The following is a 13,237-nucleotide window of genomic DNA, read 5'->3' as shown; positions in this document are numbered from 1 at the left end:
CGGTGTCAGTGGTGATCAGGGTCAGATTTCGCCGCCCGCTTTCGGCCAGCGCGCCCACCAGACGCCGAGGCGCCCCGACGCCCATGAAACCGCCAACCATGATCGACGCTCCATCGGGAATCATCGCGACCGCGTCTTCCAGACTTATTGCCAGTTTCACGAAAATATCTCCTGTTTCGTCGCCTACTGCTTAGGGCCAGTGTTTGACGTCTTTGCGACAGCAGCAAGCCCTTGTTTTACCCTGCCCAACGTGCTTAAAGCGGGCGCTGACCAAGGAGGCCCGAATGGACAAGTTCGAAAAACTGACCGGCATTGCCGCACCCATGCCGTTGATTAACATCGACACCGACATGATCATCCCCAAGGTCTTTCTCAAGACGATCAAGCGTTCCGGCCTTGGCGTGAACCTGTTCGACGAGATGCGCTATGACAGCGACGGCAACGAAATCGCCGATTTCATCCTGAACAAACCGGCCTATCGCAACGCCGAGATCATCGTCGCCGGTGATAACTTTGGCTGCGGCTCGTCGCGGGAACATGCGCCTTGGGCGCTGCTGGATTTCGGTATCCGTTGCGTGATCGCACCCAGCTTTGCCGACATCTTCTATAACAACTGCTTCAAGAACGGCATCCTGCCGATCGCCCTGCCGCAAGAGCAGGTCGATATCCTGATGGCCGACGCCGAAAAGGGCGAGAACGCCCGCATGACTATCGATCTGGATGCGCAGGAAATCACCACCTCGGACGGTCAGGTGATCCCGTTCGATGTTGACGCGTTCAAAAAGCATTGCCTGATGAACGGTCTGGATGACATCGGCCTGACCATGGAAAAGGTCGCCGCGATCGACAGCTTCGAGAAAAAAGCCGCCGAAGCGCGCCCGTGGGTCTGATCGCCTGAATGGTGTTCAAAACACCGCTGAATACAAGATATGGGGCTGTCCGACCGGGCAGCCCTTTTTTGTGCCGCAATTGATGCAATCGCGCGACAGTTTCTTCATCAAATCGCCGCAAAGAAATCCTTAGCCTTAACAATGTCTTGCCGAACAAAGTGAAAGAAGGCAAAAATTGGGCAAAGTTGAGGCACTCCGCCATATTGTGCGGAAAACCATATGGGACAAAGGCGCGGCATTGAACCGGGTCTGGCCAGAATGGGGATTAGAGCAGTGATCGCTCAGGTAACAGGGGCAGTGACACGGGCGTTTCTCGTCGTGTTGCTGATAGCGACACCGGCGCTTTTGCTGCCGGGCACGTCGGCAGACGCGACGCAGATCGTGGCGCTTGTGGCGGTCTTCGCCGCAGCCCTGACGCTGTTCGAATACATGTCGATCTATCCCGGCCTGATCGAATTCCGCGACGCGCCGCCCTTTAACCGCATCCGGTTTTGCGCCTTGTTCATCACGGTATTCTTCCTGTCGGCAATGTTTCGCGGCCTTCAGATTCCCACCGTCACCGGTCAGTTCCTGACGGCGGTCGGCCTGTTCGTCGGCTATGTTCTGGATTTCGCGTTCAGCCCGGTGCACCTGTTCGCGCAGGCGGTTCTGCCCGGCGGCACCGCCGTGGCCGAGCCATTCATTCGCGGCGCGGCGGGGCTGGCCTATGTGCTTTCGATCATCAGCGTCTGCCTGTTTTCGCTGATCGTGCGCTTCAGCGGCTGGCCGCTGCGCAACGGTGATTTCAATCTGTGGATCAACCTGCCGACCTTTGATCCGACGGCGGGCGACGATGTGGTGAGACGCCTTGGCCGACTGGCGTGGTTCAATGTCGGGGTCGGGATCTTGTTGCCTTTCGTTCTTCCTGCGGTTGTTTATGCTGTGACCAAATCCTTCGGGCTGGTGCATGCGCGCGACCCGCAAACCTTGATCTGGATGGTAACGGCATGGGCGCTTTTCCCGTCGGGGCTGATCATGCGCGGTGTGGCACTGCATCGCATCGTGCAACTGATCGAGCAACAAAGACAGCGCGCCGCACCGGGCGAGGCCGAACCCTTGCTTCAGCCGGTCTGATCGCCGCCGCGCTGTTCGCGGCACCAGTCGCGGCACAGACGCTGCGGATCGCCACCTATAATACCGAATTGTCGCGGTCCGGGCCGGGGGTTCTGGCGCGCGATATCGCCAGCGGAACGGATGCGCAGGTGCGGGCGGTGGTTCAGGTGATCGCCCGCGCGGCACCCGATATCCTGCTGCTGCAAAACCTTGATTACGACCACGCCCAAGCCGCGCTGACCGCGCTGGCCGAGGCGCTGGCGGCGCAGGGTCAGGCCTATCCCTATCGCTTTGCCCTGCAACCCAACAGCGGGTTGCGGACCGGGTTCGACCATGATGGCGACGGCACGACGGACGGACCGCGCGACGCGCAAAGCTATGGCGAATTCACCGGGCAGGGCGGTATGGCGCTGTTGTCGCGCTTTCCGATTGCCGCTGACCGGGTGCGGGATTTCTCGCGGCTGTTGTGGGCCGATCTGCCAAGGGCGACCTTGCCGATGCGGCAGGGTAGGCTGTTCCCTGATCCCGCGCTTTACACGGTGCAGCGCCTGTCTTCGACCGGGCATTGGGATGTGCCGGTTCTGGTGGGCGATGCAACGTTGCACCTGTTGGCCTTTCACGCCGGTCCGCCGGTGTTCGACGGCGCCGAGGATCGCAACGGGTTGCGCAACCGGGATGAATTGCGGCTGTGGTCGCTGTATCTGGACGGGGCGCTGGCCGAGGCGCCTCCGACGCGGTTTGTCCTGTTGGGCGACACCAATCTTGACCCGGCGGATAGCGATGGCCTGAGGGCGACGATGGCGGCGCTGTTGGCCGATCCGCGCCTGACCGACCCACAGCCGCGCAGCGCCGGCGGGGCTGACGCCGCCAATCCCGGCCACAGTGGCGACCCGGCGCTGGACACCGCCGATTTTGACGATCCCGCGCCGGGCAATCTGCGCCTTGATTACGTGCTGCCCGCCGCTGGCCTGACCGTGGCGGCGTCCGGCGTGGTCTGGCCGGCACCGGACGAGGATTTTGCGACCGTCGTTGCCGCTGCCTCACGCCACCATCTTGTCTGGGTGGACCTGATGTTGCAGCGCTAGGGCCAGCGCCTGTTCCAGCGACGTGTCGCGATAGTCGGGCAGCAGTCGCGCCAGCTTGGCCCCGTCCAGATAATGCGGCTTGTCCCAAAGATAGCGCATCTCAAGCAGATGCTTGCCCATCGGCCAGAACGGTTTGCTTAGTTGAAACGGCAGCCACGCCATCCGCGACAGGGCGACCGGATGCCCGACCACCCCGGCAAGGGTCAGGGCCAGTTCGGACCCGGTCAGGGTGTAACCGGCAAAGGGCACGTCTTCGAACCGGGCAAGGCTGTCGCGGCGATTGGCCAGCGCCACGCCCGCCCGCGCCACATCGGGCAGGAACGCCCATGCATGCGGCACGTCCGGCGCACCGGGATAGGTCAGTTTGCCCTTGGCCAGCGACGGGGTCAGGATGCGGTCGAACCAGTTGCCCGAGGCCTGAGTATCCAGATAATCGCCCGCCCGCAGCAGGATCGTGCGCGCCCCGGATTGGCGCAGCGTGGTCTCAAGCGCGATCCGCACCCGGCCCAGCGGGTTGCGGGCGCGATGCGGGGTGTCCTCGGCAAACCGCTGCGGCGCGTCGGCGCCAAAGCCATAGACATTGCCCGGTTGCAGGATCGTCGCCCCCGAGGCCAGCGCGACTTCGACGATCTGGTCGATCTGACGCGGCACCTGCGCCGCCCAATCGGGGTAAGGCGGGTTCCAGCCGTTGACGATCACCTGCGCACCCCACGCGGCATCCCACAGGGTGTCGGCCTTGCGATCGAACTGGCGCGTGGCCCAGCCCGCTTGTTGGAAGGCGTGGGTCATGTGGCGGCCAAAGCGGCCCGAGCCGCCAAGAATCAAAGCAGTTTGTTGCATTGGGTCTCTCCATTCCTGAATTGATCCAATTCTGCACTGGGTGATGGTCGTTTAGAATTGCCTGAAAATGCCGATATGATATTCATTTATGAATGGGTAAATCGCTGTCCTCTCTGGATTGGTCCTTGGTTCAGGCCTTTGTGGCCGTGGCCGAAACCGGGTCGTTGTCAGCCGCCGCGCGGCGTTTGGGGGCCAGCCAGCCGACGCTTGGCCGCCAGATCCGCGCGATCGAGGATGCGCTGGGCGTCACGCTGTTTCACCGGCAAGCGCGCGGCCTGACCCTGACCGAGACCGGCGCCGCCCTGTTGGCCCCGGCCCGCGCCATGCGCGAGGCCGCCGGGCAGATGTCACTGATCGCGGCGGGCAGGGCCGAGGAACTCAGCGGCGTCGTGCGCCTGACCGCCAGCCTGACGGTCTCGCACTATCTGTTGCCGCCTATTCTGGCCCGCATCCGCGCCCGTCATCCCGAGATCGAGATCGAACTGGTGCCCAGCGACACCACCGAGAACCTGCTGTTCCGCGAGGCCGACCTTGCCCTGCGCATGTATCGGCCTGAACAGCTGGACGTGGTGGCGCGGCATCTGGGCGATATCGAACTGGGGCTATACGGCGCGCGCGCCTATCTGGACCGCGCCGGGCGGCCGCACGGGGTCGGGGACATGCTGCGGCACGATCTGGTCGGCTATGACCGCAACGAGGACATCATCCTTGGCATGCGGCAGGCGGGTCTGCCGATGGACCGGCACAGCTTTGCCCTGCGGTGCGACCAGAACGCGGTCTATTGGGAACTGGTGCGGGCGGGCTGTGGGCTGGGGTTCGGGCAGGTGCCGATTGGCGCGGCCGATCCGCTGGTCGAAAGGGTGCTGCCTGACATCCCGGTGCCGCCGCTGCCGATCTGGCTGACCGCACATGAGGCGATGCGCAACACGCCGCGTCTGCGCCGGGTCTGGGACATGCTGGCCGAAGGCATGGCGCCCCATCTGACTTGACCCTTCCGGGCCAAGCGGATAGGCGGTGCGCAACCCTTTTCAGCGAGGAAAACAAGACGATGAGCACCCGTTCCCTTCTTATTCTGGCCGGTGACGGCATTGGCCCCGAAGTCATGGGCGAAGTCCGCCGCGTCATCGACTGGTATGGCGCCAAACGTGATCTGGCTTTTGAGGTCAGCGAAGGTCTGGTCGGTGGCTGTTCCTATGACGCCCACGGCACCCCTCTGACCGACGAAACCATGGCCCGCGCTCAAGAGGTTGACGCGGTTCTGCTGGGTGCCGTCGGCGGCCCGCAATACGACGATCTGGATTTCAGCGTGAAGCCCGAGCGCGGCCTGCTGCGTCTGCGCAAGGAAATGGACCTGTTCGCCAACCTGCGCCCGGCTCAGTGCTTTGACGCGCTGGCGGATTTCTCGTCGCTGAAACGCGACATTGTCGCCGGTCTGGACATCATGATCGTGCGCGAACTGACCAGCGGCATCTACTTTGGCGAGCCGCGCGGTATCTTCAAAGAAGGCAACGAGCGCGTGGGCATCAACACCCAGCGTTACACCGAATCCGAAATCGCCCGCGTGGCGCGCTCGGCGTTCGAACTGGCCCGCCGTCGCGGCAACAAGGTCTGCTCGATGGAAAAGGCCAACGTGATGGAATCGGGCATCCTGTGGCGTCAGGTCGTGACCGAAGTGCATGACGCCGAATATTCGGATGTCGAACTCAGCCACATGTATGCCGATGCTGGCGCCATGCAGCTGTGCCGCAACCCCAAACAGTTTGACGTGATCGTCACCGACAACCTGTTCGGCGACCTGTTGTCGGATGCCGCCGCGATGCTGACCGGTTCGCTGGGCATGCTACCCTCGGCCAGCCTTGGCGCGCCGATGGAGAATGGCCGCCCGAAAGCCATGTACGAGCCGGTGCACGGTTCGGCCCCGGATATCGCCGGCCAGGGTAAGGCCAACCCGATCGCCTGTATCCTCAGCTTTGCGATGGCGCTGCGCTATTCCTTTGACGAAGGCGCTGAAGCCGACCGTCTGGAAGCCGCGATTGAAAAAGTGCTGGCCGATGGTGTCCGCACCGCCGATCTGCTGGGCCAAGAGGGCGTGACCCCGGTGTCGACCGTGGAAATGGGCGACGCGATTCTGGCGGCGCTGGACGCCAGCCTCTGAGTTTCGCCGACCTTTGAAATTCCAAAACGCCCCGGTCTAGTCCGGGGCGTTTTCTTTTGGCGCTGCGGGTTCGGGATCGGGCGTCAGGGGTGCGACCGGCGGCGCGCTCAGCTCGGCATAATGCAAGACCTGCGTGGCGTTATGCACCGACCGGTTCAGCCAGCGCATCGAGTCGGTCAATTCGAACACGCCGCTGATGCTGATCAGGCCGACATGCTCGCGCAGCAGGGCCGAGCGCCGCAACCGGTTGACCCGGCCTTGAATCAGCTTTTCCAGCCGCTGCATCCGGGCGCTGTTGAACTGGCCATTGCCGGTGCGCAACAAGGCGGCGCCAAAGGCCTGAGTCGCGCGGCGCAGACCGGGATCGGCTTTCAGCCCGGTCATATGGGTGCCGGCGTCCAATTGTTGCGCCAGCCGGTGCAGGTGGTCGTATTGATGCAACAGCGCCGAATAGCGCTGTAACTGCGCCTCATGCCCCGAAACGATCTGAATCTGCGCGATGAACAATTGCAACTCGTCCAGCGCCGGGTGAATCCGGGTGAACAGATGCAACGGCGGGCGGCGGCGGCCCGGTGACAGCCATAGCCCGGTCTCAAGCGCCATGTTCTGTAAAATGGTGCGGGCGGCGGTGGTGGCGGCGTCCATCGAGGCGGCGGGGTCGGGCAAAAGGCGCTGATCCAGTGCCTCGGTCAGGGATATCGATTTCCCCGGCACCAGCCGTTCGATCAGCCGGGCAAATGGGCGGGTAAAAGGCAGCATGATCGCCACGCCCAGCACGTTGAACAGGGTGTGGAACGTCACCAGCGCCGCCGGGTTTCCCGCCCCCATCACCGCAGCAAGCGGCGGGATGCAGAGGCCCAGCAGGGCAAAGGCCAGAATGCCGGTGATGACGTTATAGGCCACATGCGCAGCGGCGGTGCAGCGCATATCGCGCGAGCCGCCGATCGACGCCATCAAGCCGGTGACGGTGGTGCCGACATTCATCCCGATCACCATCGCCGCCCCTTGGGACAGGCCGATAGACCCGGTTGCCATCAGCACCAGCGCCATGGCGATCCCGGCGCTGGAGGATTGCACCACCACGGTAAAGATCAGCCCGACCAGCAGCAGCCGCAGCCGCCCCAGAAAGGTATCGCCGGGAAAGCTGTCAGGGGTCAGGATGTCACGAAAGATCGCGGCACCGTCCTGCATCATGTCCAGCCCGATGAACACCAGCGCGAACCCGGCCAGCGCCAGCCCGATGCGCGCGGCACGGCCAGAGGACAGAATCCGCAGCAAACTGGCCCCGAACAGGATCGGCAGTGCGGCCAGCCCCAGTTTCAGCTTCAGCCCGACAAGCGTGACGATCCAGCCGGTCATCGTGGTGCCGATATTGGCGCCATAGATCACGCCGATCGCTTGTGGAAAGGTCATCAGCCCGGCCCCGACAAAGCCGATCACCGTCACCATCGTCGCGCTTGAGGATTGGATCACCGCCGTCGTCGCCGCGCCGGTCAGCGCCCCGGTCAGGGGCGAGGTGGTGAACCGCGCCAAAATCTGCCGGATATGGGTATTGGCCATTTGCCGGATGGCGTCGGTCAGCACCTGCATTCCGAACAGGAACAGGCCAACCCCGCCCATCAATACCAGAATTTGTGCAAGCACATGACTCTCCGTTGCGGTGGCGCGAAGTCAAACCTTGCAGTGTCCGGGCGCAAGTGCAATTCATTTTCCTGACATCCTTGCACAGGACTTGCGGTGATCGGTTCCAATCCCAAAGGGGCGCTTTACGCCCTGTCTGCCTTTGCGGTTTTTGCGTCGCACGATGCGATCGTCAAAACGCTGGGCGCGTCCTATTCGGCGTTTCAGATCGTGTTCTTCTCGGTGATGTTCGGTTTTCCGGTGGTCACCTTGATGCTGTTGCGCGACCGGACCGATGGCAATTTGCGGCCGCGCCACCCGTATTGGACGGCGCTGCGGACGGTTTCAGCAGTGCTGACGACGCAATGCGTGTTTTACGCCTTCGCGCATCTGCCTCTCGCCCAGACCTATGCGATTCTATTTGCGACTCCGCTGTTGATTACCCTGCTGGCGATCCCCGTGCTGGGCGAGCGGGTCGGCCTGCACCGGGCAGCAGCGATCATTGTCGGTCTGATCGGCGTGATGATTGTGCTGCGGCCCAGCGATACCGAGCTGACGCTTGGCCACGCGGCGGCACTGGCGGCGGCGGTGTTTTCGTCACTGGCGGCGGTCATTGTGCGCAAGATCGGTCAGGACGAGCGCAGCGCGGTTTTGTTGCTGTATCCGATGATGGCGAATTTCATCATCATGGGCTGCATCATGCCTTTCGTGTATCAGCCCATCGAACTGCCGCATCTGGGCGGTCTGGCGCTGATGGCGGTGCTGGTGTTCAGCGCCAGCCTGTTACAGATCGCCGCCTATCGCAGCGCCAGCGCCGTGGTCGTGGCGCCGATGCAATATTCCCAGATCCTGTGGGCGACGTTGTTCGGGGCGCTGTTCTTTTCGGAATACCCGGATTGGCACACCGCGCTGGGGGCGGCGGTGATCATCGCCAGCGGCATCTATATCGTCCTGCGCGAGGGTGGCTCCAAGACCTCGGTCACGCCGGTTCTGCGCACCCGCAGCCGCCTGTCCACCGCCACGGTTCCACGGATTACCACGCTTCAGCGACTGATCCGCGGCCAGTCGGAATAATAAGCCCAAAGCCCCTTGCCAAACCCGATGTGCCGGTATAATCCGCCCGTCACGGTCGGAGTGTAGCTCAGCCTGGTAGAGCACTGTCTTCGGGAGGCAGGGGCCGGAGGTTCGAATCCTCTCACTCCGACCAATAAAAACAATTGATCCTCCGTTTTCCTAAACATAACGGCGGACCACTTCAGTGGGGGAGGATCACGCCTGAGTGCGGGTTGCAGGCGGTGGGCTAACACTTGCCCGCCTCATCATCACCAGACGATGTCTATTACCCTGCCATCGCTATGTCTGCACACACCGACGCCACCTGCGGTCGTGTAACCGCTGCTATCAGCATACTGGAGGTCGCAGTTCAGGCTGGAGCCGCGCGAACCTAGGAGCGTAGCTACAACGTCGCCTGTTGTGGTTGTGCCGAAGATGGTGCTTGTGCCGTAAGCGGAGGTTCCGCCCGCGTATGCCGTGCCGAACCCCGTGCCAACGGTCGATGTAGCACCTCTCATGACCGCCTTGCCGTGGAAGGTCTCGCCGTCAATCACTGCGGTCAGGGTGTCACTACTCATCCCCTGCTCGTAGTTGAAAATGACTGGCTGACCGGTGCCTCGCACAGAGCCTTGCATCGTTCCGCTGCAAGCGGCCAGCATCGTCACCAACAAGAATGCAAGAACAACCTTAACTTCGCGCAATGAAACCTCCATATTTGATCAGTCGGAACGTAAACAGATTGCAGGAGTATGCAACCGGCTGCATTGCGAACGGAGCGCTGAGTGATACCATCGCCTGATGCTCCGGAAATTCCGCAACACAAGCGAAGACAGAATCCAGAAGCAAATCCGCGCCGTCATTGATCGGCATGGTGCGGAGGTGCATTGGAAGGTGCGTGTCGCGTACCTCATCGACATCTCCCAGCTCGACCGCCGGGAGCTAGGCACTTAGGGCGTCGATGCCCTTGGTGGTCAGGTTTTTGGCTCGCATCTTTGTCTCCGTAGCATCCAGGGGAACACCGGGGGAAAGATTTCCACGTTCTTGACGGTTCTCCTAGGTTCGCTAGAGTTCGCTCGTATTGGAACAAAAGAAAAGGAAATTAGTGGGTTGCCGCCCAATCGGTTCGTCAAGCCTCCATCTGAGGCGAGAAGGCTCTTGTCTTCGGGAGGCAGGGGCCGGAGGTTCGAATCCTCTTACTCCGACCAAAATCACTAACATGATTATTTTAAAGGGCCTCCCAGCATCTCTTGGGCGTTCCTTTATTGCTACGATCAACGCCATACCCCAACATCCCTAGAACGACTCGACACGTGCAGCGGATGCGCAGGATCGTCTGGCGCAGACCCGCAAGGCCGAGCCATTTTGTCTCGTGGACTCTGCCGATGACCGGCAATAGACCCATTTCCGGGAAGGAATGCGTCGTGGATCAAGCTGTGCAATATCGCGTCACCGGAATGGATTGTGCTTCGTGTGCGGCGAAGATCGAAAAGGCTGTGCGCTCGGCCGGTGTGGCGGACCCGAAGGTTTCAACCGCGTCGCAGATCCTTACGCTGGATGTCGCCGCAAACGATGCGCGCCTTGCCGATGTTGAACGCGCGGTTTCCGAGGCGGGGTATCACCTTGACCTGATCGACGCCGGTGCCAAACCGCAGACCCATATCACTGCGGCCTACCGGCGGGCGCTGTGGATCGTCATCGCCTTGAATGTCGGCTTCGGCATCATTGAAACGGTTGGGGGCTTTGTGGCTGGCTCGCAAGCGTTGAAGGCCGATGCGCTGGATTTTCTTGGCGATGGTTTGATCACCTTGCTGGGTGTGTTTGCCATCGGTTGGAGCCTGCGCTGGCGGGCGCGATCCGCGCTTCTTCAGGGTCTGTTTCTGGGCGCGCTGGGGCTGGGGGTGTTTGGCAATACCCTTTGGCGGTTATTCTCGCATCAGCCGGTCGAGGCCGAGCTGATGGGTGTGATCGCCCTTGTCGCGCTTGCGGTAAATGTCGCGGCAGCGCTGGTGCTGGTGCCGCATCGGGCCGGAGACGCGAATGTGCGCGCGGTTTGGCTGTTTTCCCGCAACGATGCGATTGGAAATGCCGTGGTGGTTGTCGCGGCGGGGTTTGTCGCCCTAACCGGAACGGCGTGGCCCGACCGGATTGTCGCTTTGGCGATCGCCGCGCTGTTTCTCCAATCGTCCTGGGTCATCATCCGCGACGCGCTGCGGGATCTGGCTGAGGCCGGCGGCGACTGACGCGGCGGTTCGCCGTCAGCGTTGGCCATCCGGCGTTTTGCCTGCGGTCCTGCGCTTGGCTGACGCTTGCTTGACGGCTTGCCCCGTCGCGTGTTTCCAATAGGTCACCCGATCGGAGACCCTATGTCCAACCCTCATCCCCCGATGTTCGATCTGTTTGTCATCGGTGGCGGCGTGAATGGCTGCGGCATTGCCCGCGACGCGGCGGGGCGCGGTCTAAAGGTTGGGCTGGCGGAACAGGGCGATCTGGCCGCGGCCACCTCGTCGGCCTCCAGTAAACTGTTCCATGGCGGCCTGCGCTATCTTGAGTTCTTTGAATTCGGCCTTGTGCGCGAGTCGCTGCGCGAGCGCGAAATCCTGCTGCGCCTGATGCCGCATATCGCCTTTCCGATGCGCTTTGTGTTGCCGGTCCATGCCGAAATGCGGTTTGAAACCGAAACCCCCGCCTCGCGCCTGCTGACCCGGCTGTTCCCATGGCTGAAAGGCCGCCGCCCGGCGTGGATGATCCGGCTGGGCCTGTTCCTGTATGACCATCTGGGCGGGCGCGGGTTTTTGCCCGGCACACGGCGGCTGGATTTGCGCCGCGATCCGGCAGGGGCGGCACTGAACCCGCGGTATCGCACTGCGTTCGAATATTCCGATGGCTGGGTCGATGACGCGCGGCTGGTGGCGCTGAACGCCCGCGATGCGGCCACGCGCGGGGCCAAAATCATGACCCGCACGCAGGTGACCGGGGCCCAAATCGAGCACGGTCAATGGCAGATCACCCTGCGCGACACCCGCACCGGGGTCACACGCTTGGTGACGGCGGGGGCCTTGGTCAACGCGGCCGGACCATGGGTTGATGCGGTGTTGCACAGCGCCTTGGGGCAAACCGGGCCGCGCCAGATTCGTCTGGTGCGCGGCAGCCATATCGTCACCCGCCGCCTGTTCGATCACGACCGGGCCTATTTCCTGCAAGGCAGCGATGGCCGGATCATCTTTCTGCTGCCCTATCAGCATGATTTCACCCTGATCGGCACCACCGAGGCCGCGCATCCCGGTCCCGAAACCCCGGCGATCTGCACCGAGGCCGAGCGCGACTACCTGCTGGCCTTTGCCAACCACTATCTGCGCGACCCGATTACTGCACAGGATGTCGTGCACAGTTTCGCCGGGGTGCGGACGCTGGTCGATGACGGTGCCGCCTCGGACACCGCCGCCACCCGCAGCTTTGTCCTGCACTCTGAAAACCCCGGCGCGCCGCTGTTGAACGTGCTGGGCGGCAAGATCACCAACTACCGCGCCTTGTCGCAGGCCGCTGTGAACCGCCTGTTTCCCGGTCGCCCAGCGTGGACCGCCTCGGCCCCGCTGCCGGGCGGCGATTTCGCCGTGGATGGCGCTGCAGCGCTGATCGGTGATCTTCAGGCCGCCTATCCGTTCCTGTCGCCGCGCTGGGCCACACGCCTGATCCGCGCTTACGGCACCGAGGCGGTTGCGATATTGGGCAAGGCCAAAACCACCGCCGATCTGGGCCGCGATTTCGGCGCCACCCTGACCGAGGCTGAACTGCGCTGGCTGATGACCCGAGAATTCGCGCAGCGAGCCGAAGATGTGGTCTGGCGGCGTTCGAAACTGGGGCTGTGGATGAGCCGCGACCAGATTGCGGCGCTGGACGAATGGATGCAGTCTGAGCACGAGGGAGGGCCGCAATGACCTTTGTTCTGGCGATAGATCAGGGAACCACGTCCAGCCGGGCGTTGCTGCTGGACGCGCAGATGCGGGTCGTGGCCACCGCGCAAGAGGAATTCGCTCAGCATTTCCCGCGCTCGGGCTGGGTTGAACATGACGCAGACGACCTGTGGCAGACCGTCCTGCGCTGTTGCCGCGCGGTGATGGATCAGGCCGGGGTCGGGGCGGCGGATATTGCCGGCATCGGCATCACCAACCAGCGCGAGACCACGGTGCTGTGGGACCGGGAAACCGGCAAGCCGCTGCACCGCGCCATCGTCTGGCAGGACCGCCGCACCGCCGATCATTGTGCCGAATTGCGTGCGGCGGGGCATGAGGCGGCGATCAGCCACGCCACCGGGCTGCTGTGTGATCCGTATTTTTCCGGCACCAAGCTGGCTTGGCTGCTGGATCACGTCGAAGGCGCCCGCGCGGCGGCCAAGGCCGGGCGTCTGGCCTTTGGCACGGTCGATAGCTGGCTGATCTGGAACCTGACAGGCGGCAAGGTTCATGCCACCGACGCCACCAACGCCGCGCGCACCATGCTGTATG

13 protein-coding genes and 1 tRNA gene are annotated in these 13,237 nt (G+C 62.9%); 10 read left to right on the top strand and 4 right to left on the bottom strand.

Features of this window, described 5'->3' with window-relative positions; all coding sequences use genetic code 11:
• A partial coding sequence (locus tag ABYW26_RS03280; protein WP_372603350.1) for a CoA-transferase occupies positions 1-160 on the bottom strand: 160 nt, incomplete at its 3' end.
• 124 nt (positions 161-284) lie between these two features.
• Here ABYW26_RS03280 and leuD point away from each other — a divergent pair.
• The 3 genes from leuD to ABYW26_RS03265 all read left to right on the top strand — a co-directional run bounded on the left by leuD (position 285) and on the right by ABYW26_RS03265 (position 3,067).
• Positions 285-890 (top strand): 3-isopropylmalate dehydratase small subunit, encoded by a 606-nt coding sequence (leuD, locus tag ABYW26_RS03275; RefSeq protein WP_372603345.1) that lies wholly within the window; start codon positions 285-287, stop codon positions 888-890.
• A 258-nt stretch (positions 891-1,148) separates the two neighbouring features.
• Positions 1,149-2,003 (top strand): hypothetical protein, encoded by an 855-nt coding sequence (locus tag ABYW26_RS03270; RefSeq protein WP_372603344.1) that lies wholly within the window; start codon positions 1,149-1,151, stop codon positions 2,001-2,003.
• Positions 2,000-3,067, top strand: a complete 1,068-nt coding sequence (locus ABYW26_RS03265; protein ID WP_372603349.1) for an endonuclease/exonuclease/phosphatase family protein — start codon at positions 2,000-2,002, stop codon at positions 3,065-3,067. The genes ABYW26_RS03270 and ABYW26_RS03265 overlap by 4 nt, the downstream gene beginning before the upstream one ends.
• On the opposite strand, the gene ABYW26_RS03260 is transcribed toward ABYW26_RS03265, so the two are convergent.
• On the bottom strand, positions 3,023-3,907 hold the full coding sequence (locus ABYW26_RS03260; protein WP_372603342.1) for an epimerase: 885 nt from the start codon (positions 3,905-3,907) through the stop codon (positions 3,023-3,025). The two genes, ABYW26_RS03265 and ABYW26_RS03260, sit on opposite strands and share 45 nt — an antisense overlap.
• A gap of 92 nt (positions 3,908-3,999) precedes the next feature.
• On the opposite strand from ABYW26_RS03260, the gene ABYW26_RS03255 reads away from it, so the two are divergent.
• Together ABYW26_RS03255 and leuB are read left to right on the top strand one after the other, a co-directional pair.
• A complete protein-coding gene (locus tag ABYW26_RS03255; protein ID WP_372603340.1) occupies positions 4,000-4,896 on the top strand; it encodes a LysR family transcriptional regulator in 897 nt (298 codons plus the stop codon).
• Between the two features lie 59 nt (positions 4,897-4,955).
• Entirely contained in the window at positions 4,956-6,062 is a 1,107-nt protein-coding gene (gene leuB / locus ABYW26_RS03250) for a 3-isopropylmalate dehydrogenase (protein ID WP_372603338.1), read from the top strand.
• Positions 6,063-6,098: 36 nt separating this feature from the next.
• Here leuB and ABYW26_RS03245 read toward each other — a convergent pair whose 3' ends face one another.
• Positions 6,099-7,706 (bottom strand): Na/Pi cotransporter family protein, encoded by a 1,608-nt coding sequence (locus tag ABYW26_RS03245; RefSeq protein ID WP_372603337.1) that lies wholly within the window; start codon positions 7,704-7,706, stop codon positions 6,099-6,101.
• 96 nt (positions 7,707-7,802) lie between these two features.
• Between ABYW26_RS03245 and ABYW26_RS03240 the strand changes: the two genes are divergently transcribed.
• Both ABYW26_RS03240 and ABYW26_RS03235 read left to right on the top strand, forming a co-directional pair.
• Complete coding sequence (locus tag ABYW26_RS03240) at positions 7,803-8,756, top strand: DMT family transporter (protein ID WP_372603347.1); 954 nt, start codon at positions 7,803-7,805, stop codon at positions 8,754-8,756.
• A gap of 56 nt (positions 8,757-8,812) precedes the next feature.
• Positions 8,813-8,889, top strand: a tRNA-Pro gene (locus ABYW26_RS03235).
• Between the two features lie 115 nt (positions 8,890-9,004).
• Here the strand turns inward: ABYW26_RS03235 and ABYW26_RS03230 are convergent.
• Positions 9,005-9,436, bottom strand: coding sequence for a hypothetical protein (locus ABYW26_RS03230; RefSeq protein WP_372603336.1), 432 nt, complete (start codon positions 9,434-9,436; stop codon positions 9,005-9,007).
• Positions 9,437-10,156: 720 nt separating this feature from the next.
• Here ABYW26_RS03230 and ABYW26_RS03225 point away from each other — a divergent pair.
• From ABYW26_RS03225 to ABYW26_RS03215, 3 genes are all read left to right on the top strand, one after another.
• Positions 10,157-10,975, top strand: coding sequence for a cation diffusion facilitator family transporter (locus tag ABYW26_RS03225; protein WP_372603335.1), 819 nt, complete (start codon positions 10,157-10,159; stop codon positions 10,973-10,975).
• Positions 10,976-11,098: 123 nt separating this feature from the next.
• Complete coding sequence (glpD, locus tag ABYW26_RS03220; protein ID WP_372603334.1) at positions 11,099-12,670, top strand: glycerol-3-phosphate dehydrogenase; 1,572 nt, start codon at positions 11,099-11,101, stop codon at positions 12,668-12,670.
• Positions 12,667-13,237 (top strand): FGGY family carbohydrate kinase (locus tag ABYW26_RS03215; RefSeq protein WP_372603333.1); only part of this gene is annotated, 571 nt, incomplete at its 3' end. The genes glpD and ABYW26_RS03215, both read left to right, overlap by 4 nt.

The organism is Actibacterium sp., assembly GCF_041584535.1.
Taxonomy (GTDB): domain Bacteria; phylum Pseudomonadota; class Alphaproteobacteria; order Rhodobacterales; family Rhodobacteraceae; genus Actibacterium_D.
This window is presented reverse-complemented; position numbering and strand designations above follow the sequence as displayed.

Excerpts from the sequence above, each read along its gene's own strand:
- leuD (WP_372603345.1), top strand. The coding sequence starts at position 285 with ATGGACAAGTTCGAAAAACTGACCGGCATTGCCGCACCCATGCCGTTG.
- ABYW26_RS03270 (WP_372603344.1), top strand. The coding sequence starts at position 1,149 with ATGGGGATTAGAGCAGTGATCGCTCAGGTAACAGGGGCAGTGACACGG.
- ABYW26_RS03260 (WP_372603342.1), bottom strand. The coding sequence starts at position 3,907 with ATGCAACAAACTGCTTTGATTCTTGGCGGCTCGGGCCGCTTTGGCCGC.
- ABYW26_RS03255 (WP_372603340.1), top strand. The coding sequence starts at position 4,000 with ATGGGTAAATCGCTGTCCTCTCTGGATTGGTCCTTGGTTCAGGCCTTT.
- leuB (WP_372603338.1), top strand. The coding sequence starts at position 4,956 with ATGAGCACCCGTTCCCTTCTTATTCTGGCCGGTGACGGCATTGGCCCC.
- glpD (WP_372603334.1), top strand. The coding sequence starts at position 11,099 with ATGTCCAACCCTCATCCCCCGATGTTCGATCTGTTTGTCATCGGTGGC.